The organism is Denitratisoma sp. agr-D3, from assembly GCF_054658675.1.
Genome location: NZ_BAAGIA010000001.1, coordinates 776040 through 796360 on the forward strand (window position 1 = coordinate 776040; position 20321 = coordinate 796360).

Consider the following 20321-nt stretch of genomic DNA (forward strand, 5'->3'; position numbering starts at 1 on the left):
GAAAAAAGCCCGTCCGTGGCAATCGGCGTGCGCCGGGGGTGACTCAGTTCAGGATGGTGGCGAAGCTGTCCCCGGGCATGGGACGGCCGAACAGATAGCCCTGGAAGTGGTCGCAGCCGTGGCGGATCAGGAAGTCCTGCTGGCTTTCCGTTTCCACCCCTTCGGCGATGACTTGCAGGTGGAGGGATTCGCTCATGCTGATGATGGCCCGGATGATGGCGCTGTTGTCCAGGTCGTTGCCGGCCTCGGCGATGTCGGTGACGAAGGAGCGGTCGATCTTTACCTGGTCGATGGGCAGTCGCCGCAGGTAGGAAAGGGAAGAGTAGCCGGTGCCGAAGTCGTCCAGGGAGAAGGTGACGCCCAGTCGGCGCAGCGCCTGCATCTTGTCGATGGCGTCCTCCACGTCGTCCAGCACCAGGCTTTCGGTCAATTCGATCTTCAGGCCCGAGGGCCGCACCCCGTGCTTCGTCAGGGCCTGGCGTACTTGCTGGACGAATTCCTGCTGGCGGAACTGCTGGGCGCTGACGTTGATCGCCAGTTGCAGCCGGGCCGTGGCCGGCATGGTTTGCCAGTGGGCCAGTTGGCGGCAGGCCTGGTCCAGTACCCATAGGCCGATGGGCAGGATCATGCCGGTTTCCTCGGCAAGGGGAATGAACTCGGCCGGGGACACCGTAGCGCCGCCGCGGGGCTTCCAGCGCAGCAGGGCCTCGGCGCCGGTGAGGCCGGTGGCGGCGCCGATCTGGGGCTGGAAATACAGTTCGAATTCGTTGTTCACCAAGGCCCGGCGCAGGTCGTGTTCCATCTTGGCGCGGACATCCAGGGTGGCCTGCATTTCGCTGTTGTAGAAACGGATGGCGTTGCGTCCCGCCGCCTTGGCCTGGTAGAGGGCCACGTCGGCCTGCTTGAGCAGGGTGTCCACCGTTTCCCGTTGGCCGCAGAACAGGCTGACGCCGAAACTGGCGCTGCAATGGAAGGAGGTGGCGTCCCCTTCCAGCAGGTAGGGACGGTCCAATTGGTCGCGGATCTTTTCCGCGATGGCCTCGGACTGGGCGGCGGCGACGGAAATTTCGCCACTCAACTCCTCGAGCATGATGACGAATTCATCGCCGCCGAGGCGGGCCACCGTGTCCCGTTCCCGCACGCTCTTGCTGAGGCGGTCGGCCACGGATTGGAGCAGGCAGTCCCCCACGTCGTGGCCACGGGTGTCGTTGAGGGTCTTGAAATTGTCCAGGTCGATGAAGAGCAGGGCGCCGTACTGGCGGTGGCGCTGGCTGGCGGCCAGGGCATGGCCCAGCCGGTCCATCAGCAGGCGACGGTTGGGCAGGGTGGTGAGGGGATCGTAGAAGGCCAGCAGGTGGATGCGGGCCTCGGCCGCCTTGCGCTCGCTGATGTCCTCGACGATGGCACCGATGTAGCGCTCGCCCCCTTCCCCCGGCACCAGGGCGGCGCTGATCTGCACCGAAATGCGGGTGCCGTCCTTGCGCAGGTAGGCCTTTTCGGCGGGACCGTAGCGGCCTTGGCGCATCAGGGTGGCCATCAGCTTTTCTTCCTGGGCGGCATTGTCCTCGGGGGTCAGCCGCCGATAGTCGAGATGGCGCAGTTCCTCCTCGTCGTAGCCGGTGATGCGGCAGAAGCTGCGGTTCACTTCCAGATAGCGACCCTCTTCATCCAGCAGGGCGATGCCCAGGGGCGAGAGTTCGTAGAGGCCGTGGAGCTTTTCGTGCTCGGTGCGCAGGCGGGCCGTGAGCAGGCGTTGCTGCCGGTAGGCCTTGAGGGAACGGCCCAGCAGCAGGGCCAGCAGCAGGGAGATGCCGCTGCCGGCCAGGCGGATTGCCAGCAGGCGCGCCATGGGGGATTTCTTGTCGGCTTGTCCCAGGGCCAATTGCCACTCGCCGCCGGACACGGCGATGTTCATGGTGACGGCGGATTTGTCGGCGAACAGGGTGGCCGGTCCGTAGAACACGGCACCCTTCGCCCCCAGGCCATCCCGGCCGCGCAGGGCCAGGTGCAGGTTGGCCTTTTCCTGGGCGGTGACCGTCAGCCGCAGCAGTTGGTCGGCGTCGATCACGGTACTGATCAGACCCCAGTAGCGGCCGTCCGCCAGATAGACCGGCATCCGGTAGATGAGGCCCTGGCCGCCCTGGACCAAGGCCAGGGGTCCGGACAGGGTAGGTTGGTGGCTGGCGATGGCGCGGGAAATCGTGGGCCATTGCTCGGGCAGGGAGGGATAGTGGAGCCCCAGGACTTTTTCATTGCCGGCGACGGGGTAGATCGCGCTGACCCGGTTGTCCGGGGCGATGCCCATGTTGCGCAGGTGGTGGCCGCGCCGGTAGAGCCCTTCCAGCATGGAATGCAGCTCGCGGCGATCGGGCTTGCCCTCGGTGGCGCGGATGTAGGCGGCCAGGCCCGAGGCCAGGTGCAGGGTGGCGTTGAGCTCGGCTTCCAGTTCGGCGCGGACGGTGGCCGCCGTCGCCATGGTCTGCTCGTGTTGGTCCGACAGCAGCCGGTCCTGTTCCTGCCAGACCACCAGTTCCGTCAGGGCGAGGCCCACCAGGAGCATCGCGGCGGGAACCAGCAAGTGGACGGAGGGGCGGAAAAAACGCAAAAAGACCATTGGGGTAATGCAGGATGGATAATACGAAAGTTATATTTTTTCAACTTTCGCGCATTCTGCCATCAATGGTCGGGCAATGCACTTATTTCTTGATTATCAAGCGGATGTTAATTCTCCGGCGGAGGCCGCAGGCGGTATTGGTCGCGCCCTTCGGGCTCGTGATAAATGCGGATCAGAATTTCGCCGAGCAGGCCGAGACCGATCAGTTGCACCCCCATGAGTACCAGCATCACCCCCAGCATCAGCAGGGGGCGACCGCCGATGGATTCCCCCAGCAGCTTGAGCAGGGTCAGATAGGCGCAGATGCCCAGGCCCGGGGTCAGCATCCACAGGCCGGCGCCGCCAAAAAAGTGCAGGGGCCGGTGCAGGTAGCGCAGCATGAACTTCATCAGCAGCAGGTCGAGGATGACCCGGAAGGTGCGGTCGATGCCGTACTTGGATACGCCCTTGGTGCGGGCGTGGTGGCGCACCGGCACCTCAAGGATCTTGGCGCCGGCCTCGGCGGCCAGCACCGGGATGAAGCGGTGCAGTTCGCCGTAGAGGCGGATGCGGCGGATCAGGTCGCTGCGGTAGGCCTTGAGGGCGCAGCCGTAGTCGTGGAGCTTGACGCCGGTGACCTTGGCGATGATGCGGTTGGCGATCATCGAGGGGATCTTGCGATTGACGGCGGCATCCTGGCGGTCCTTGCGCCAGCCCGAGATCATGTTGATGTCCGGGGTGGTTTCCAGCACCCGCACCAGGCCGGGGATGTCGAGGGGATCGTTTTGCAGGTCGCCGTCCAGGGTTACCGTGTAGCGGCCCTGGACCGCGTCGAAACCCGCTTGCAGGGCGGCGGTCTGGCCGTAGTTGCGCATCAGGTAGCGGGGCTTGAGCCAGGGATGTTGGGCTGCGAGGGACTTCAGAACCCGGGCGGAGTCGTCCTTGGAGCCGTCGTCCACGCAGATCAGTTCGAAGGAAAAGCCGCTGGGGGCCAGGGCTTCCTCCACTCGACGCACCAAGTCCGGCAGGTTTTCTTCTTCGTTGTAGATCGGGATGACGACGGAAATGTCGAGGGTGTCGATGGTCATGTCGGGGTGTCAGCGGGTGCTTCGGTGGAAGGGGCGGGAGGCGGGCGCCGCCAGCGGCGCCAGGCGTTGCGCAGGGCCATGTAGAGGCAGGCGACGGCCAGCAGGGGGTCGAGCAGGGTGTCCCAGAAATTGGGGGATTCGAGCAGGCCGGCGGCCCAGGCCAGGATGTCGATGGAGAGCAGCCATAGCCACAGGTTGTGGCCGCGCCACCAGCAGTAGAGGGCGGGCAGGGTCAGCACCAGGATCAGACGCCAGGGCTGGTAGCCGAGGCGGTAGGGATCGAAGTCGCCCAGGCCCAGGGAGAGGGGGTAGAACAGGGCGGCGGCGAAGGCGATCAGTGCCGGGCCTTGCCAATCCTCGGTGAAGGCCTTGGGCCGGCGGCTGACCAGGGATAGCACCAGCAGTTGCAGGGTGGTGATGCTGGGGTCGCCCCACAGGCCGCGCAGGGCCATGGCTGGCGATACCTCGGGCAGGGGGATCAGGATCAGCAGGCCGCCGAGGATGGCGACCAGGTGCAGCCGCTTGGGCAGCAGCAGATCCAGCAGGAAGATGACGATCAGCACTTGGGCGAGCAGCATCAGTTGATCCCCCGCAGTTGTCGCAGCCACTCAGGGTGGAAACTGAGATGGGCGATGTGTTTCCGTTTCCAGGTATAGGCCAGATGCACCCAGCCTTCCTGGTCCTGCAACAGGGTCGGATAGGAGAATTCCTCGTCGCTGCTGCCGTTCTCGATCAGGTAGGGCGGCGACCAGCTTTGCCCCTGGTCGGCGGAGAGGCTCAAGGCCAGTTGATTGCGGTTGCTTTCCTGGGGGTTGTAGGCCAGCAGCAGGCGGCCATCGGCCAGATGCAGCAGGGCGATCCCGGCATTGGGATTGGGCAGGGCGGTGGCCTGGGGGACGCTCCAATGGCTGCCGCCGTCCTCGCTACGGGAGGCGCGGATGCGTTGGGTCGGGGATGCGTCGCGCAGCAGCATCAGTGCCTGGTGCGGGCTGAAGGCGACCACGGCCGGTTGCAGGCTGCGTCCCGCGGCGGGAATGCGGTATTTGTCCGTCGCCAGGCCGCGGCTGTTGAGCAGCAGCCATTCCGGCCGCTTGGCGATGAACTCGTGGTACACCGGCAGGGCCAGGCCGCCGTCGGCCAGGGGCAGGGGCGCATTGCGGACCAGGGTGGAGATGTTCCAGAAGGGCGAGGTGATCAGACGCCGCACCTTGCCCCAACTGCGGCCGCCGTCGAGGGACACCGTGTGATTGAGGGCGCTGCCGGCCCAGCCACCATAGGCCACGCTGACGAACCAGAGGTGCAGGTGGCCGTCGCCGTCGTGCCACAGCACCGGGTTGCCCAGCTTGCGCACCAGGCGGCCGGTGTCCTGTTCCACCCGTCGGCGGGTGATGATGGCTTCCGGTTCGGTCCAGTCGTGGCCGCTGAACACGGAAAAAAGGATGCGCACGTCGCCGGCGCCTTCCCGGCTGCCGGCGAACCAGGCGGCAGCGATGCGTTCCGGCCCCAGGCTGGCCAGACTGGCACTGTGGGCCGAGGGCGCGGGATTGGGAATGTCGTGTCGCTCCAGCCGGGCCGGCTTATGCAGGGGCAGGGCTGTCAGCGGCGCCTCGACGGCGAAACGGCTCACGGGCAGGGGACGCAGCCAGGGCACGCTGGCCGCCACGGCGACGACGAAGACCCCCATGGGAATCCAGCGGTTGCGTGCCATGGGCAAAATGGCATGGCGCTGCTGCTCCAGGCGCACCTGCCAGTCTTTCAGTTTTTCGAGGAAACTCATGGGACCACCTCCCACAGTTTGACGGTGCTCATCAGGGGGGCTGGACTGCGTTCGTCCCAAGCCTGCTGCCAGTCTACTCGCGTGCTTCCTTCCCGGGCGAAACGGGCGCCGGAGCCGGTGGAGGTCAGGCTGCGGTATTCCACGCGGGGAATGGTCCGGCACTTGAGGTCGTGCAACTGCTGTTCCAGCCGGGGCTGATCCTCGGCACGGAAGGCGATCAGGGTGCCGGGTGCCGCCAGGTCCGCCGTCAATTGGCCGGTCTGGCGCAGGGGGCGGTGCAGCAATATCGGCAGCAGGGCCGGTTGCGGGCCGTCGAACAAAATTACCGGTTTGTCATGGGCCAGGGCGACGGCCTCGGGCGCCACGGCATTGACGCCGAGACCGGGGAAGGCCACGCCCCAGGCGGTCATCCAGAGCAGGGCCGCGCTGAGGGCCAGCAGGGGCGGGGCGCAACGGCGCCACCACCAGAGCAGCAGGAACAGGCCGGTGACGATCGCCAGTGCTTCCCAACCGCTCAGGCGCCAGCGCCACAGCAGCAGGGCCAGGGCGGCGCAAAGCAGGGCGGGGATCAGGCTGCCCAGGCGCCGGCACCAGGCCAGGCCGGCGCTGCCGGCGCCCCGCTCCAGGGCCACGGCGCAGAGCAGGGCCAGGGGCGGCAGGGAACCGATCAGATAGCGGCTGAAACTGTTGATGAAAAAGAAGGGCAGCAGGGTGATCGCCAGCCACAGGGTCAGCAGCCGTACCGTCGCGTCACGCCGGTAGCGCCAAACGGCGTAGAGGGCCACCAGGGTCCAGGGCAGCGCCAGGGTGGCGAGGCCGATCAGGGGATCGGCGGAAAGCTGGGCCACTTGGCGGGCTTCCAATTCGTCCTGGGTCACCTTGAGCAGTTGCTCGGCGAAATGGCGCTTGACGTAGATCAGCCACAGGGCAGGCACGACCAGAGCCAGCACGCCAGCCAGGAGTTGCTGGGGCCAGCGGGAGAAGGCCTTGTAGCGCAGGTCGGCGCGATGCCAGGCCAGGGCCAGGACGCCGGCACCGCAGACCACCAGGGCGATCGGCCCCTTGGTCAGCAGGGCGGCGGACAGCAGCAGGGCCGCCGCCAGCAGGGGGCTCCAGCGGGGTTTTTCCAGCCAACTCAGATAGGCGCAAAAGGCCGCCAGGGACAGGGCGGCCACGGGTACGTCCAGCATCAGGCGGCGGGATTCGGAGGCCAGGCCCATGGTGCCCAACAGCACTCCGGCGGCCAGCAGGCCGGCACTTGGGGTGCCGAGCAGGCGTTTGCCCAGCCAGGCGGTGCAGCCCAGCAATAGCAGGGCGAAGGCCACGGTGACGGACCGGGCGGCCAGCAAGGATGGACCGAAGGCTTCGTAGGCGGCGCGGCCGATCCAGTAGAGGAAGGGGGGCTTTTTCAGGCGGGGCTCGCCGTCGATGAAGGGCACCCACCAATGGTCGCCCTGGATCATTTCCAGAGGGATGCGCAGGCCCAGCAGGTATTCGTCCTTGCCGGTCAGGCCCGTGGCGGCAGAGATGCCCAGCCCCAGGACCAGGGCGGCGACCAGGAAGAGCGCGATGCCCTTAAGCAGGGACATCCGCCAGGAACTCCGGTCCTTGCACCAGCAGTTCGCCACTGCGGCCCGGCACCTCGCCCCAGCCAATGGTGTGGCGGGGCAGGGTGGCCGGGTCGAGGCCATCCCGCAGCGTGCCGGTGGATACCAGCTCGTAGCCTTGCTGTTTCCAGCCCAGCAGCAGCTTTTCGAAGATCGGTGCGAGCTTCATGCCTTCCAGTTCGGCATGGAGGGTATAGACGTGACCCTGGGAGGGCGCGTCGGCCGTCATTTCCAGCAGGCGCTCATGGACGTTGTCCTCGCTGAGGCCGTCCACGCCGATGAGTTCGTCCAGGGTGGGCAGGGTCGTGGGCAGTTGCGGGCAGGCGATGATTTCGCCATCCCAGACCGGAATGAAGGGGTGGCTGCCACGGCTGTCGGAGGCGTACTTGAAACCCAGGCGCTGGGTCAGACGCAGGGCGTGGCGGTTCATTTGCCAGCCGGCGGCGCCGTGGGTCAGGGGGGCGCTGCCGAAGACCTTGGCATAGCGTTGGACCGCCAGGTCCATTTCCTTTTCGGTCCAGGCATTGTCGGCCGTGCGGACTTCGTCCTGCCACTTCACGTGGTCCCAGCAGTGGATGCCGGTTTCGAAGCCCGAATCGCGCACGCCGCGCAGGATGGCGGCGCAGCGGCGGCCGATGTTCGGACCGGGCAGCAGGGTGCCGTACATGAGGGTGCGCAGGCCGTAGTGGGATACCACCGAGGTGCGCGACACCTTCTTCATGAAGCCGGGCCGGAAGGCGCGCTTGATGGCGCGACCGGTGTGGTCGGGTCCGAGGGAAAACAGAAAAGTGGCGCCGGCACCGTGACGGCGCAGGGTTTCCACCAGCCGTGGCACGCCGATCAGGGTGCCACGGTAGGTGTCGACGTCAATCTTTAACGCAAGTTGGGGCATCGCGAGGATGCCTCAGTCCATCAGCTTGCGGGCTTCGGCCACGTCGTTGCGGTAGGCCTCGAAGATGCCGCGCAGGGAATCCTCGAAGGTCACCTTGGGCTCCCAGCCCAGGTCGGCCATGGTGTTGGCGATCTTGGGCACGCGGTGCTGGGTGTCCTGGTAGCCCTTGCCGTAGTACTCGGCGGAGGTGGTTTCCAGCACCTTGACCTTGGCCAGGCCCTCGGCGTACTCGGGGTACTCGGCCGCCAGCTTGAGCATCAGGTTGGCCAGGTCGCGGATGGAGTAGTTGTTCTTCGGGTTGCCGATGTTGTAGATCTTGCCGTTGGCCACGCCGTCCTTGTTGTCGATGATCTTCATCAGGGCGTCAATGCCGTCGGAAACGTAGGTGAAGGAACGCTTCTGACCGCCGCCGTCCACCAGTTTGATGGACTCGCCGCGGACGATGTGGCCGAGGAACTGGGTGATTACGCGGGAAGAACCTTCCTTGGGCGTGTGGATGGAGTCCAGGCCGGGGCCGATCCAGTTGAAGGGGCGGAACAGGGTGTATTGCAGGCCTTCCTGCTGGCCGTAGGCGTGGATCACGCGGTCCATCATCTGCTTGGCGCAGGCGTAGATCCAGCGGGGCTTGTTGATGGGGCCGTAGATCAGGGGGGAGTTTTCCGGATCGAACTCGGGGTCCTGGCTCATGCCGTAGACCTCGGAGGTGGAAGGGAAAATCACGCGCTTCTTGTACTTCACAGCCTGGCGGATGATGGGCAGGTTGGCCTCGAAGTCCAGTTCGAACACGCGCAGGGGCTGCTGCACGTAGGTGGCGGGGGTGGCGATGGCCACCAGGGGCAGGATCACGTCGCACTTGCGGACGTGGTATTCGATCCATTCCTTGTTGATGGTGATGTCGCCTTCGAAGAAGTGGAAACGGTCATTGCCCATCAGATCAGCCACGCGTTCGCTGTTCATGTCCATGCCGTACACCTCCCAATCGGTGGTGGCGAGGATGCGCTGGGACAAGTGGTGGCCGATGAAACCGTTAACACCGAGGATCAGGATTTTTTTGGTCATGATGGGCTTAGGAAATCAATGAAATTGGGTTGCCGCCGAGGCGGGCGGGCAGTTCAGCCGGGTTGAGGGGCTGGCCGTCCACTTCAAGGGACGTGATTCTAACAACCCTGCCGTCGCCGCAGCGGGCAAAAAGCTGGTGATCCTGGCTGAAAAGCAGGGGTTTTTCCGGTTCCAGGGGGATTTCCAGCGCCGGTAGGGCTAGGGAAAGGCTGCCCAGGACCGTGATGCGGTGGCCTTGCAGGTCGAAAAACGCCCCGGGATAGGGCGGGGCCACGGCCCGGATCAGGTTGTGCACGTCCTTGGCGGATTGGGTCCAGTCGATGCGGCCATCCTCTGGCTTGCGCCCGCCGAAGTAGCCACCCTGCTTGAGGTCGGGCATCACATGGGGGGCGGTGCCGGCCAGCAGGGCGGGCAGTACGCCGTTCAAGGCTATTTCGGCGGCCAGGGTGGTTTTGTTGAACACATCGCCCGCCGTGTCGTCGGGCAGGATGGGCACGGCCTGCTGGGCCACGATCTCGCCGGCGTCGGGTTTCTCCACCATGCGGTGCAGGGTGGCGCCGGTTTCGCTTTCACCGTGGATCACCGCCCAATTCACCGGCACCCGGCCCCGGTACTTGGGCAGCAGGGAACCATGCATGTTGTAGGCGCCGTGCTTGGGCAGCGCCAGCAGGGTGGGCTTCAACATCAGCCGGTAGTAGAAGGAGAAGAAAAAGTCCGGGGCCAGTTCGGCAATGCCTTCCACGATCTCGGGGACATTGGGGTCCTTCGGGGTGATGGTGGGGATGCCGTAGGCCTTGGCCACGTCGGCCACCCGCTCGAACCAGATGTTCTCGGTGGGACTGTCCTGGTGGGTGACCACCAGGGCCACGTCCACACCCTGGGCCAGCAAGACCCGCAGGCAGCGGGCGCCCACGTTGTGATAGGCGAAGACAACGGCTTTTGCCGGCGCGTGGCTCATGATTTTTTCTGTTCCAGGATGGCCTCCACCCGGTAGCGGGGGCGATGGCGGACCTGGATGTAGATGCGGCCCACGTATTCGCCCAGCAGGCCGATGCCGAAGATGGCCAGGCCGATGAGGAAGAACATCAGGGCGAACAGGGTGAACAGGCCCTCGGCCTCGGGGCCGAGGAAGATCCGGCGCAGGATCAGCAGTACGAACAGGGCGGCGGAACCGATGGAGACCAGGGTACCGAGCATGGAGAACCATTGCAGGGGCACCAGGGAGAAGCCGGTCATCAGGTCGAAGTTGAGGCGGATCAGGCTGTAGAGGGAATACTTGGATTCGCCGGCGGAGCGCTCTTCATGCTCCACCACCACTTCCGTCGGCCTGCTGGCGAAGGTGTAGGCCAGGGCGGGGATGAAGGTGGCCACTTCCTTGCAGGAATTGATGGCGTTGATCACATTGCGCGAGTAGGCCCGCAGCATGTTGCCCTGGTCGGTGATCTTGATCCGCGTGATCTTTTCCCGCAGCCGGTTCATGGCCTTCGAGGCGTAGGTGCGGAACCAGTTGTCCTGGCGCTTGCGGCGGATGGAGCCGACGTAGTCGTAGCCTTCCCGCATCTTGTCCACCAGCTTGTGGATTTCTTCCGGCGGGTTTTGCAGGTCGGCGTCCAGGGTCAGGACGATCTGGCCGCGACTGTGTTCGAAGCCGGCCATGATGGCCATGTGCTGGCCGGCGTTGTTGGCCAGCAGCACGGCCCGGGTCACGTCCGGGCGGCGCTCGAACTGTTCGCGCAGCACGGCGGCGGACCGGTCGCGGCTACCGTCGTTGACGAAGATGACTTCGTAGGACGTGCCGATCTTGTCCATGGCCGGGTAGAGCCGGTCGAACAGGGCGGGCAGGCCGGCTTCTTCGTTGTAGACGGGGATGACGATGGAGATTTCGGGGGTGTTCATGACGGTGTCCGTGTCAGGATTTCCGGGGTAGAACCTCGGTCAGGGCGGCGCAGACGCGATCCACGTCGCTGTCGGCCATGGCCGGGAAAAGGGGCAGGGTAACGGTGCGGGCGCCCACGTCCTCGGCCAGGGGGAACTGGCCGGCCTGGAAGCCGTGCTGGCGGTAGAGGCTGAACAGGTGCAGGGCCGGGTAGTGGACGCCGACACCGATGCCCCGTTCCTTCATGGCGGCGAGGAAGGCGCCGCGGTCGGTACCCCGAGGCAGCAGGGGCTGGAACATGTGCCAGTTGGACTGTTCGAAATCGGCCGGGGGCAGTTCCAGGCCCAAGGCTGGATCGAGCTTGGCGAAATAGGCCTTGGCCAGTTCGCGGCGGCGGGCGGTGAAGGCGTCGATGTGCTTCAACTGGCCCAGGCCCACGGCGGCGGCCACGTCGGTGAGGTTGAACTTGCCGCCCAGCACGTCCACGTCTATGCCGCCGTCGGGGCTGCGCTTGACCCCTTGCAGACGGTAGCGCTCCACCAGGGCCGGGTCGATGTCCTCGGGCAGCACCAGGGCACCGCCTTCGATGGTGGTCAGGTTCTTGTTGGCGTGGAAGCTGAAGGAAACGAAGTCACGATTGTCACCAAATGAGCTGCCGATGGTCTTGCCACCCCAGTTGGCGCCGAAGGACTGGGCGGCGTCTTCCACCACCCGCAGGTTGTAATCGGCAGCCAGGGTGTAGAGCCGGTCCCGGTCCACGGGTAGACCGGCCAGGTCCACGGGGATGATGGCCTTGGTCTTGTGGCTGATGGCGGCTTCGGCCTTGTCCAGGTCGATGTTGCGGGTCACCGGGTCGATGTCCGCCAGCACGGGCGTAGCGCCCACTTCAAGGATCACGTTGGCGGTGGCCACCCAGGTCAGGGGCGTCGTGATGACTTCATCGCCAGGGCCGACACCGGCCAGTCGCAGGGCGATTTCCAGGGTGCCGGTGCCCGAGTTGAACACCTTCACCGGGCGGCCGCCGCAGCGTGCCGACAGGGCGGCTTCCAGGGCCTGGCACTTGGGGCCGGTGGTGATCCAGCCGGAGCGCAGCACGTCAGCCACGGCGGCGATGGTTTCCTCGTCGATGGAGGGCTTGGTGAAATTCAGGAAGGGTAGTGTGCTCATGACTTGGCTACCAAAACGACGCCGATGATGATGAAGCCGATGCCCAGCACCTTTTGCATAGCCAGGGCTTCGCCGAACCAGTAGTGGGCAATGATGGCATTGACCACGTAGCCGATGGACAGCATGGGATAGGCGATGCTCACCGGCACCCGGGACAGGGCCATGATCCAGACCACCAGGCTCACCGCGTAACAGGCCATGCCGCCCATGATGAAGGGCTGGAAGGCGATCTTCATGCCGATGGGCAGGATGTTTTCCAGATGGAAGTCGAAGTGGCCGACGGCATTGGTGCCGGCCTTGAGCAGCAACTGGGCGGCGGCATTGAGCAGCACGCCGGTGAGGATGAGGATGAAGGCGATGGGGGTCATGGGGTGGCGGTGGCGGCGATGTCAGCGGACGGCGTGGCGGGCGCCTGGGACTTGCGGATGTAAACGTTGCGCTGGTCCCGGGAGATTTCCTCCATGGGGAAGCCTTCGCCCTTGAGCGCGTTGAAATTGTTGATGGAAACCATGGCGAAGGCGTCCTTGTCCGCCAGCCAGCGTTGCTTGAACTCGGCGACGGTGGAGATCCATTTGTCCGGTTCCTGCTCGATGCCGAAGGCCATTTCATCCTGGTATTCCACCAAGGTGACCTGGCGCTTGATGTAGAAGGGCAGGGTCTGTTCGTACCATTGGACGCTGTAGAAGGGGACGCCCGGGGTCAGCAGGGGACGGATTTTCTCGGCGCTGCTCCAGGCGGAGTTGAAGGGATGGAGCTGGTCATGACCGAGCAGGATGCCCGTACCGGCGGCGAAGCTGCCCAGGGCGAGCACCACCAGGGCCAGCAGGCGGGCATGTTTCCACACCAGCCAAGCGGTCAGGGCGAGAGTGGCCGTCCACAGGGCGGCGGCGCCGGTGAGCCATTGGGCGAGGCCGTTCATCATGGCCTGGCTGTAGTCCTGGTCCACTTCCTGGGCCATTTGCGGCGCCAGCCAAAGAGCCGGCAAGGCCACCAGCAGCAAGAGGCCCAGGTGGATCAGCAGGGCGCGGCGGGACAGGTCGGCCAGCACCTTGCCGCCCAACAGGGCCAGGGCGGGGAAGATGGGCACGATGTAGGGCGGCAGCTTGGAGCTGGAGACGCTGAAAAAGGCGAAGGTCAGCACGGACCACAGCACGAGGAAGCGTTCGGGGCTGAATCTGCCCGGTTCCCGGGGCGTCCAGGACTTGGCCAGGGCGTGCAGCAGCATGAAGGTCCAGGGCAGGGCGCCCATCAGGTAGATGGGGACGAAGTACCAGGCCGGCTGGTAGCGGTTGTGCACCTTGGTCAGGAAACGCTCGAAGTGCTCGTGGATGAAAAAGAAGTGGGGGAATTCCGGGTTGGCCAGGGACACGGCGATGAACCAGGGGGCGGCAATGGCGAGGAACAGCAGCAGGCCGCTGATCGGGGCGAAGCGCTTCCACGGCGACGCATCCCGGTTCAGTACGGAATAGGCCACCAGCACGCCGCCGGTCAGCACGCCGGCCACCAGTCCCTTGGACAGGGTCGCCAGGGCCAGCCCGGCCCAGGCCAGCCACATCCAGTGGCGGCTGCGCTGGGGTTCCACCTGGGCCAGGATGAAACCGGTGAAGGCCACCTGGAGGAAGAAGGAAAGGCCCATGTCCAGGGTAATGACGTGGCCCATCACGTTGTAGAGCAGGCTGGAGCCGAGGATGGCGCCGGCCAGGACGCCGGCGCGGGGGCCCCACAGGCGGCGGCCGAGGAACCAGGCCAGCAGGATGCCGGCAAAGCCGGTCAGGGCCGGCCAGAGACGGGCGGTCCATGGGTGCTCGCCGAAGATTTCGTAGCCGGCGGCGGTGGCCCAGTACTGGAGGGCGGGTTTTTCGAAGTATTTGATGCCATTGAGGCGGGGGGTCACCCAGTCGCCGCTGGCCACCATTTCCCGGGGGATTTCGGCGTAGCGGCCCTCGTCGGGGCGGACCAGCTTGCGTTCATCGAGACTGCCGAACCAGAGGATGCCGAGGACGGAAACAATGGCCAGCAAGGCAAGCCAGGGGGTTGCGCGTTTATTCATCAGCTTGGGGTTATTCCACGATCAGGGCGGCCAGGGGGTTGCGGCCCTCCGCCGTGAGGATGTTGTAGGTGCGGCAGGCGGCGGCGGTGTCCATGATTTCCACGCCCATGCGGCCGCCGCTGGCCTCGATCAAGGGCCGCAGCAGCGCCGGGGAAGGGAATTTCTGGCGCTGGCCGGTGCCCAGCAGCAGCACGTCGCAAGTGCGCTGGGCCAGGGGCAGCAACAGGTCGGCCGTGAGGGATTCGACCCCCGTCACCGGCCAGTCGGGCTCGATGGTCTGGGGCGTGAGGATCAGGCTGGCCTGGTGGTTCCGTTTGTTGACGGCCACATAGCCGGGGCCGTAGCCGGTGATGGTGTTGAGGCCGAAACTCTGGTCGGAGTGAAGCTTCATGGACGGGTAGGGCCTGGATCGGGGCGAAAACAGCGCATGGGGGAAACAAAAAACGCCCCTGGGTTTGATTGGGGCGCATCAGGAACGGTAACATTATATCTTTGCCCGGCACTTCCACTTCCGGTTGCAGTGTTTGTTCCAACTGCCTGACGGGAAGGAGGTTCCGGCTTTCATTTTTTGAGGCCCATCATGCAACCCGTTCTGAAGTCCAGCAAGCTCGCCAACGTCTGTTACGACATACGCGGCCCCGTGCTGGCCCGGGCCAAGCAGATGGAAGAGGACGGCCAGCGCATCATCAAGCTGAACATCGGCAATCTGGCCCCCTTCGGTTTCACCGCGCCGGAGGAAATCGTCCAGGACATGATCCGCAACCTGCCGGATTCCTCGGGCTATTCCGACTCCAAGGGGCTGTTCGCCGCGCGCAAGGCGATCATGCACTACACCCAGCAGAAGGGCATTGCCGGCGTCACCATCGACGACATCTACATCGGCAATGGCGCCTCCGAGCTGATCGTGATGGCCATGCAGGCCCTGCTCAACCCCGGCGATGAGGTGTTGGTGCCGGCCCCCGACTATCCCCTGTGGACCGCTGCGGTGAGCCTGTCCGGCGGCACGCCGCGTCACTATCTGTGCGACGAGGGTGCCGGTTGGGTACCGGATATGAACGACATCCGCGCCAAGATCACCCCCAATACCCGGGCCATCGTGGTGATCAACCCCAACAATCCCACCGGCGCCCTGTATTCCGACGAGGTGCTGAAGGAACTGGTGGAAATCGCCCGCACCCACGACCTGATCGTGTTCGCCGACGAGATCTACGACAAGGTGCTCTACGACGGTGCCACCCATACCTCCATCGCCTCCCTGGCCGAGGACGTGTTGTTCGTTACCATGAACGGCCTGTCCAAGAACTACCGGGGCTGCGGCTTCCGCGCCGGCTGGATGGTGGTGTCGGGGGAAAAGCGTCATGCCAGCGATTACATCGAGGGCTTGGGCATCCTGGCCTCCATGCGTCTGTGCGCCAACGTGCCCGGCCAGTTTGCCATTCAGACCGCCCTGGGCGGCTACCAGAGCATCAACGACCTGGTGGCGCCCACCGGCCGCCTCTGTCGTCAGCGGGATTTGGCCCACAAGCTGCTCTCCGAGATCCCCGGGGTCACGGTGCACAAGCCCCAGGCCACCCTCTACCTATTCCCCAAGCTGGACCCGAAGATGTACCCCATCGACGACGACCAGCAGTTCATCCTGCAACTGTTGGAGCAGGAGCGGGTGTTGTTGGTGCAGGGCACCGGCTTCAACTGGCCCCATCCCGATCACTTCCGCGTGGTCTTCCTGCCCCACGAGGACGACCTGCGGGATGCCATCGGCCGCATTGCCCGCTTCCTCGACGGCTATCGCAAGCGTCACGGCACCTGAAAAGCAGGGGCTGGATGCCAGGGGCTAGGGATCAGGTAACACCGAAACCGCCCCGACCCTCGGCCCCGTCTCTGTCTTTAATCCCTAGCCTCTAGTCTCTAGCCCCTAAAAAACTATGAAACCCATCAATGTTGGCCTTCTTGGCATCGGCACCGTCGGCGGCGGCACTTTCACTGTCCTTAAGCGCAACGAAGCGGAAATCACCCGCCGCGCCGGTCGGCCCATTCGCATTTCCGTGGTGGCCGACAAGAACGTCGAACTGGCCAAGCAGGTCACCGGCGGCGATGTGAGGATCACCGACGACGCCTTCGCCGTGGTGGCCGATCCCGACGTGGATGTGGTGGTGGAGCTGATCGGCGGCTATGGCGTGGCCAAGGAGCTGGTGCTCAAGGCCATCGAGAACGGCAAGCACGTGGTCACCGCCAACAAGGCCCTGCTGGCCGTTCATGGCACTGAAATCTTCGCCGCCGCCCGCAAGAAGGGCGTGATGGTGGCCTTCGAAGCCGCCGTGGCCGGTGGCATCCCCATCATCAAGGCCGTGCGCGAAGGCCTCACCGCCAACCGCATCCAGTGGATTGCCGGCATCATCAACGGCACCACCAACTTCATCCTGTCCGAAATGCGCGACAAGGGCCTGTCCTTCGCCGAGGTGCTGAAGGAGGCCCAGCGTCTGGGTTACGCCGAAGCCGACCCCACCTTCGACATCGAAGGCGTGGACGCCGCCCACAAGATTTCCATCCTCTCCGCCCTGGCCTTCGGCACCCCCGTGCAGTTCGACAAGGCCCACGTGGAAGGCATCACCAAGCTGGAAGCCGAGGACATCAAGTACGCCGAGCAACTGGGCTACCGTATCAAGCTGCTGGGCATCACCCGCCGCAAGGAAAAGGGCATCGAGCTGCGCGTGCATCCCACCCTGATCCCCGCCAAGCGCCTGATCGCTAACGTGGAAGGGGCGATGAACGCGGTGTTGGTACAGGCCGACGCCGTGGGTTCCACCCTCTACTACGGCAAGGGCGCCGGTGCCGAGCCCACCGCTAGTGCCGTGATCGCCGACCTGGTGGACGTGGCCCGGGCCCACACGGTGGACCCCGAGCATCGCGTGCCCCATCTGGCCTTTCAGCACGACCAGTTGTCCGACACCCCCATCCTGCCCCTGGCCGACATCGAAACCGCCTACTATCTGCGTCTGCGGGTGGAAGACAAGCCCGGCGTGCTGGCCGACATCACCCGCATCCTCGCCGACAACGCCATTTCCATCGACGCCATGCTGCAACGGGAGCCGGGCGAAGGCGAGGGCGAAACCGACATCATCATCCTCACCCACGTCTGCGTGGAAAAGCAGGCCGATGCCGCCATCGCCAAGATCGAGGGCCTGGCCGCCGTCAAGGGCAAGGTCAAGCGCCTGCGCCTGGAAGACCTCAACGGTTGATGCCGCTTGCCGGGGGCGCAGCTGCTCCCCCGGTGCCACGATGGACATGCTGCCGGAACTGACCCTGAGAAACGCCGAAAAGGCCGATCTCGACGGGATCATGGCCCTGGAGACCCTGGGTTTTGATCCGGCTTTCCATGAAAGCCGGGCGGTTTACCAGCAGCGGATCGAAACCTTTCCCCAGGGCGCGATCATGGCCGTTGTGGGCGGAAAGGTGGCGGGATGTTTCTTTTCCGAGATATGGCGGCGGGAGGATGCCGCCCTGGCCGACAGTTTCCGTCTCGGTCACGACATCCGCGAACGGCACGACCCGGTGGCGGGTACCGTGCTTTACGTGGCGTCCATGACTTTGGATCCGGCCCTGCGCGGCGGCGGTCGCGGCATGGGCTTTTTTCAGGCCTGCCTGGCGCGGGTCGGCGCAGCGCATCCGGCGCTCTCTCGGGCAGTGTTGCTGGTGAATGAGCATTGGACGGCGGCGCGGCGGATTTACGCCAAGGCGGGCTTCGTCGAGGACGGGCGCCTGACGGGCTTTTTTCGAGGCAATGACGGCACCGCCGGGGACGGCATCGTCATGTCCCGTCCCCTCTCCGCCAGGATGCCCTAGCGCCCTGGGCGAGTGCGCCTAGGTCGCGTCGTCGGGCGCGGTCTTCAGCAGCGCCGCGTGCAGGCGCGGCAGCAGATCCTGCCGGGCCTCCTGGGTGATACGGGCCACCAACTGGTCGGCCACGCCATCGAGGACCTTCAAGACCGCCTCGGTCAGATGCATGTCCAGCCATTCTTCCAATTCCTGGCTCAGCGCCGCCTGGGCAGTGGGGGAGAGATGGGGCGTGGCGGGCACAACACCACCGAGTTCCGCCGGCGCCTCGACCACCTCGGTCAGCAGCGGTACGTCCTCCTCGGCGGGGGGCGTCAGGCGCGACATAAAGGCATCGGCGGCGCCCAGGACATCGCTGGTGCTGCCATCGGCTTTGCCGTTGTCGTCAAGGGCCATGGGAGACATCCTCGAACAGCACGTCGTACTGCTGTTCCTTGTAGTAGCGCACCCGTTCCCGGGCGGAGAGGCGCACCGCGTCGTCGCCGCTGACGATTTCCACCAGGGTCTCGTAATCGGCCAGGGCTGGGGGAATCTCGTCGCTTAGGTTGAGCAGGTTGCGGTGTTGCTGGCCGGGATCGGGGCGATCGGTGATCAGGATCGGCGTTTCCCCCGCCAGGGGCGAGTGATCGCGGCAGTGGGGAATGAAGCCCAGGGGCGGCGCGATCCAGAGCTGCCGGTCCAGTCTGTCGGCCAAGTCCCGTTGCGGCGCGTAGACCGTCACCGGTTCGCGCCGCGCCCAGGCGTCGCCGATCCAGGCGGCGGCGGCCTGGATGCGATCCCGGGCGCCATGGAGGAAGCGTACCTGGGGCATGTCCGCTTCAGGCCTTGCGCCGTGGGGCGACGGGTTTGACCGCCTTGGCGGGCTTCTTGGCCGCTGCCCGCTTCAGCAGGAAGTGGGTCAGCAGCGGTACGGGGCGGCCGGTGGAACCCTTGGTGGCGTTGCCTCGGTAGGAGGTGCCGGCGATGTCCAGATGGGCCCATTTGAACTTTTCGGTGAAACGGGCCAGGAAGCAGGCGGCGGTGATGGTGCCGCCCCAGCGGCCGCCGATGTTGGCCATGTCAGCGAAGGGGCTCTTGAGCAGTTCCTGGTAGTCGTCCCACAGGGGCAGTTGCCAGGCCCGGTCATGGCTGGCCTGGCCGGCGGCCAGCAGTTCGGCGGCCAGTTCATCGTTGTTGGCGAGCAGGCCGCTGGCGACGTTGCCCAGGGCCACCACGCAGGCGCCGGTGAGGGTGGCGATGTCCACCACCACTTCGGGATCAAAGCGTTCGGCGTAGGTGAGGGCGTCGCACAGCACCAGGCGGCCTTCGGCGTCGGTGTTAAGGATTTCGATGGTCTGGCCGGACATGGAGGTGACCACGTCGCCGGGCTTGACGGCGCTGCCGCTGGGCATGTTTTCGCTGGCGGCGACGATGCCGACGATGTTGAGGGGCAGCTTCAGCAGGGCGGCAGCCTTGAGGGTGCCGAACACGCTGGCGGCACCGGACATGTCGTACTTCATCTCGTCCATGTCGGGGGCGGGCTTGAGGGAGATGCCGCCGGTGTCGAAGGTGATGCCCTTGCCCACCAGGACGATGGGCTTGTCGGTCTTGGCGCCGCCGTTGTACTTGAAGACGATCAGCTTGGGCGGCTCGACGGAGCCCTGGGCCACGGCCAGCAGGCTGCCCATGCCGAGCTTCTTCATGGCGGCCTTGTCCAGTACGTCCACCTTCAGGCCCAGCTCCTTGCCCAGGGCCACGGCGGTCTTGGCCAGGTGGGAGGGGGTGCAGTGGTTGGCGGGCAGGTTGGCCAGGTCCTTCATCAGGGTTTGGCCGGCGGCGATGGCATGGCCTTCCTTGAGGGCAGTGGCGGCCTGGGGATCGGCGCTGGTGAAGGCGATCTTCTTCAGTTTGGGCGCGCTGTCCTTTTTGGATTTGAGCTTGTCGAAACGATAGAGGGCGTCGCCGGCCAGGCTGGCGGCCTGGCGTACGGACCAGGCGCCGTCGTGGGGCTTGACGGTCAATTCGGTCAGGGTCAGGGTCACGTCGACGCTGCCGGTGTCCTGTACCGCCTTGAAGGCGGCGGTCACGGCGCCACGGTAGGCCTTGGCGTCGAGCGCTTCCTTCTTGCCCAATCCCACCAGCAGCAAGCGGGTGGCGGCAATGCCGGCCACGCCGGTCAGCAACAGGGTGGCACCGCTCTTGCCGCTGATGTCGCCGGCCTTGACGGCCTTGGCCACGGCTCCGCCGCTGGCCTTGTCTACCGCCTTGGCGGCGTCGGTCAGGACACCGTTTTCATAGACGCCGAGCACCAGGCAGTCGGTCTTGAGCTTTTCCGGGGCCAGGTTCTTTATGCTAAATTCCACGCGCTACTCCTCTCACCGATGGGGAAAGGCCCGCCCGAT

General features: G+C 65.4%; 19 protein-coding genes. 3 read left to right on the top strand and 16 right to left on the bottom strand.

Annotation, left to right across the window (positions count from 1 at the left end; translation table 11 throughout):
* Positions 1-43 precede the first annotated feature (43 nt).
* From ACYQ2U_RS03690 to ACYQ2U_RS03750, 13 genes are all read right to left on the bottom strand, one after another.
* Entirely contained in the window at positions 44-2614 is a 2571-nt protein-coding gene (locus tag ACYQ2U_RS03690; RefSeq protein WP_459948974.1) for a bifunctional diguanylate cyclase/phosphodiesterase, read from the bottom strand.
* A gap of 107 nt (positions 2615-2721) precedes the next feature.
* Positions 2722-3681, bottom strand: a complete 960-nt coding sequence (locus tag ACYQ2U_RS03695; RefSeq protein WP_459948975.1) for a glycosyltransferase family 2 protein — start codon at positions 3679-3681, stop codon at positions 2722-2724.
* Entirely contained in the window at positions 3678-4259 is a 582-nt protein-coding gene (locus ACYQ2U_RS03700; RefSeq protein WP_459948976.1) for a hypothetical protein, read from the bottom strand. The genes ACYQ2U_RS03695 and ACYQ2U_RS03700 overlap by 4 nt, the downstream gene beginning before the upstream one ends.
* Positions 4259-5458 (bottom strand): sialidase family protein, encoded by a 1200-nt coding sequence (locus ACYQ2U_RS03705; protein ID WP_459948977.1) that lies wholly within the window; start codon positions 5456-5458, stop codon positions 4259-4261. The genes ACYQ2U_RS03700 and ACYQ2U_RS03705 overlap by 1 nt, the downstream gene beginning before the upstream one ends.
* Entirely contained in the window at positions 5455-7047 is a 1593-nt protein-coding gene (locus tag ACYQ2U_RS03710; RefSeq protein ID WP_459948978.1) for an ArnT family glycosyltransferase, read from the bottom strand. Before ACYQ2U_RS03710 ends, ACYQ2U_RS03705 begins: the two co-directional genes overlap by 4 nt.
* On the bottom strand, positions 7034-7957 hold the full coding sequence (locus ACYQ2U_RS03715) for a polysaccharide deacetylase family protein (RefSeq protein WP_459948979.1): 924 nt from the start codon (positions 7955-7957) through the stop codon (positions 7034-7036). Before ACYQ2U_RS03715 ends, ACYQ2U_RS03710 begins: the two co-directional genes overlap by 14 nt.
* A gap of 12 nt (positions 7958-7969) precedes the next feature.
* Complete coding sequence (locus ACYQ2U_RS03720; protein WP_459948980.1) at positions 7970-9016, bottom strand: bifunctional UDP-4-keto-pentose/UDP-xylose synthase; 1047 nt, start codon at positions 9014-9016, stop codon at positions 7970-7972.
* 7 nt (positions 9017-9023) lie between these two features.
* Positions 9024-9974: a formyltransferase gene (locus tag ACYQ2U_RS03725; protein WP_459948981.1), complete on the bottom strand. Its 951-nt coding sequence runs from the start codon at positions 9972-9974 to the stop codon at positions 9024-9026.
* The gene (locus ACYQ2U_RS03730) at positions 9971-10912 is read right to left on the bottom strand and encodes a glycosyltransferase (protein ID WP_459948982.1); all 942 of its coding nucleotides are present in this window, start codon (positions 10910-10912) and stop codon (positions 9971-9973) included. The genes ACYQ2U_RS03725 and ACYQ2U_RS03730 overlap by 4 nt, the downstream gene beginning before the upstream one ends.
* 13 nt (positions 10913-10925) lie before the next feature.
* Complete coding sequence (locus ACYQ2U_RS03735; RefSeq protein WP_459948983.1) at positions 10926-12059, bottom strand: DegT/DnrJ/EryC1/StrS family aminotransferase; 1134 nt, start codon at positions 12057-12059, stop codon at positions 10926-10928.
* Positions 12056-12427: an SMR family transporter gene (locus tag ACYQ2U_RS03740; protein WP_459948984.1), complete on the bottom strand. Its 372-nt coding sequence runs from the start codon at positions 12425-12427 to the stop codon at positions 12056-12058. The genes ACYQ2U_RS03735 and ACYQ2U_RS03740 overlap by 4 nt, the downstream gene beginning before the upstream one ends.
* On the bottom strand, positions 12424-14109 hold the full coding sequence (locus ACYQ2U_RS03745) for a phospholipid carrier-dependent glycosyltransferase (protein WP_459948985.1): 1686 nt from the start codon (positions 14107-14109) through the stop codon (positions 12424-12426). Before ACYQ2U_RS03745 ends, ACYQ2U_RS03740 begins: the two co-directional genes overlap by 4 nt.
* A 10-nt stretch (positions 14110-14119) precedes the next feature.
* Complete coding sequence (locus tag ACYQ2U_RS03750) at positions 14120-14500, bottom strand: Mth938-like domain-containing protein (protein WP_459948986.1); 381 nt, start codon at positions 14498-14500, stop codon at positions 14120-14122.
* 189 nt (positions 14501-14689) lie between these two features.
* Between ACYQ2U_RS03750 and ACYQ2U_RS03755 the strand changes: the two genes are divergently transcribed.
* The 3 genes from ACYQ2U_RS03755 to ACYQ2U_RS03765 all read left to right on the top strand — a co-directional run bounded on the left by ACYQ2U_RS03755 (position 14690) and on the right by ACYQ2U_RS03765 (position 17949).
* On the top strand, positions 14690-15916 hold the full coding sequence (locus ACYQ2U_RS03755; RefSeq protein ID WP_459948987.1) for a pyridoxal phosphate-dependent aminotransferase: 1227 nt from the start codon (positions 14690-14692) through the stop codon (positions 15914-15916).
* Positions 15917-16031: 115 nt separating this feature from the next.
* Positions 16032-17345, top strand: coding sequence for a homoserine dehydrogenase (locus ACYQ2U_RS03760; RefSeq protein ID WP_459948988.1), 1314 nt, complete (start codon positions 16032-16034; stop codon positions 17343-17345).
* A gap of 40 nt (positions 17346-17385) precedes the next feature.
* Positions 17386-17949 carry a GNAT family N-acetyltransferase gene (locus ACYQ2U_RS03765; RefSeq protein ID WP_459948989.1) on the top strand — a complete coding sequence of 188 codons (564 nt, stop codon included), beginning with the start codon at positions 17386-17388 and terminating at the stop codon, positions 17947-17949.
* 18 nt (positions 17950-17967) lie between these two features.
* Here the strand turns inward: ACYQ2U_RS03765 and ACYQ2U_RS03770 are convergent, their stop codons facing one another.
* The 3 genes from ACYQ2U_RS03770 to ACYQ2U_RS03780 are packed head-to-tail and all read right to left on the bottom strand — an operon-like array spanning position 17968 to position 20282.
* The gene (locus ACYQ2U_RS03770; RefSeq protein WP_459948990.1) at positions 17968-18336 is read right to left on the bottom strand and encodes a hypothetical protein; all 369 of its coding nucleotides are present in this window, start codon (positions 18334-18336) and stop codon (positions 17968-17970) included.
* Positions 18326-18751 carry a DNA polymerase III subunit chi gene (locus ACYQ2U_RS03775; RefSeq protein ID WP_459948991.1) on the bottom strand — a complete coding sequence of 142 codons (426 nt, stop codon included), beginning with the start codon at positions 18749-18751 and terminating at the stop codon, positions 18326-18328. Before ACYQ2U_RS03775 ends, ACYQ2U_RS03770 begins: the two co-directional genes overlap by 11 nt.
* A gap of 7 nt (positions 18752-18758) precedes the next feature.
* On the bottom strand, positions 18759-20282 hold the full coding sequence (locus tag ACYQ2U_RS03780; RefSeq protein WP_459948992.1) for a leucyl aminopeptidase: 1524 nt from the start codon (positions 20280-20282) through the stop codon (positions 18759-18761).
* Between the last annotated feature and the right edge of the window lie 39 nt (positions 20283-20321).

What these genes read in the sequence shown, in the direction of transcription:
- ACYQ2U_RS03690 (WP_459948974.1), bottom strand. Translation starts at nt 2,614, where the DNA reads ATGGTCTTTTTGCGTTTTTTCCGCCCCTCCGTCCACTTGCTGGTTCCC.
- ACYQ2U_RS03695 (WP_459948975.1), bottom strand. Translation starts at nt 3,681, where the DNA reads ATGACCATCGACACCCTCGACATTTCCGTCGTCATCCCGATCTACAAC.
- ACYQ2U_RS03700 (WP_459948976.1), bottom strand. Translation starts at nt 4,259, where the DNA reads ATGCTGCTCGCCCAAGTGCTGATCGTCATCTTCCTGCTGGATCTGCTG.
- ACYQ2U_RS03705 (WP_459948977.1), bottom strand. Translation starts at nt 5,458, where the DNA reads ATGAGTTTCCTCGAAAAACTGAAAGACTGGCAGGTGCGCCTGGAGCAG.
- ACYQ2U_RS03710 (WP_459948978.1), bottom strand. Translation starts at nt 7,047, where the DNA reads ATGTCCCTGCTTAAGGGCATCGCGCTCTTCCTGGTCGCCGCCCTGGTC.
- ACYQ2U_RS03715 (WP_459948979.1), bottom strand. Translation starts at nt 7,957, where the DNA reads ATGCCCCAACTTGCGTTAAAGATTGACGTCGACACCTACCGTGGCACC.
- ACYQ2U_RS03720 (WP_459948980.1), bottom strand. Translation starts at nt 9,016, where the DNA reads ATGACCAAAAAAATCCTGATCCTCGGTGTTAACGGTTTCATCGGCCAC.
- ACYQ2U_RS03725 (WP_459948981.1), bottom strand. Translation starts at nt 9,974, where the DNA reads ATGAGCCACGCGCCGGCAAAAGCCGTTGTCTTCGCCTATCACAACGTG.
- ACYQ2U_RS03730 (WP_459948982.1), bottom strand. Translation starts at nt 10,912, where the DNA reads ATGAACACCCCCGAAATCTCCATCGTCATCCCCGTCTACAACGAAGAA.
- ACYQ2U_RS03735 (WP_459948983.1), bottom strand. Translation starts at nt 12,059, where the DNA reads ATGAGCACACTACCCTTCCTGAATTTCACCAAGCCCTCCATCGACGAG.
- ACYQ2U_RS03740 (WP_459948984.1), bottom strand. Translation starts at nt 12,427, where the DNA reads ATGACCCCCATCGCCTTCATCCTCATCCTCACCGGCGTGCTGCTCAAT.
- ACYQ2U_RS03745 (WP_459948985.1), bottom strand. Translation starts at nt 14,109, where the DNA reads ATGAATAAACGCGCAACCCCCTGGCTTGCCTTGCTGGCCATTGTTTCC.
- ACYQ2U_RS03750 (WP_459948986.1), bottom strand. Translation starts at nt 14,500, where the DNA reads ATGAAGCTTCACTCCGACCAGAGTTTCGGCCTCAACACCATCACCGGC.
- ACYQ2U_RS03755 (WP_459948987.1), top strand. Translation starts at nt 14,690, where the DNA reads ATGCAACCCGTTCTGAAGTCCAGCAAGCTCGCCAACGTCTGTTACGAC.
- ACYQ2U_RS03760 (WP_459948988.1), top strand. Translation starts at nt 16,032, where the DNA reads ATGAAACCCATCAATGTTGGCCTTCTTGGCATCGGCACCGTCGGCGGC.
- ACYQ2U_RS03765 (WP_459948989.1), top strand. Translation starts at nt 17,386, where the DNA reads ATGGACATGCTGCCGGAACTGACCCTGAGAAACGCCGAAAAGGCCGAT.
- ACYQ2U_RS03770 (WP_459948990.1), bottom strand. Translation starts at nt 18,336, where the DNA reads ATGGCCCTTGACGACAACGGCAAAGCCGATGGCAGCACCAGCGATGTC.
- ACYQ2U_RS03775 (WP_459948991.1), bottom strand. Translation starts at nt 18,751, where the DNA reads ATGCCCCAGGTACGCTTCCTCCATGGCGCCCGGGATCGCATCCAGGCC.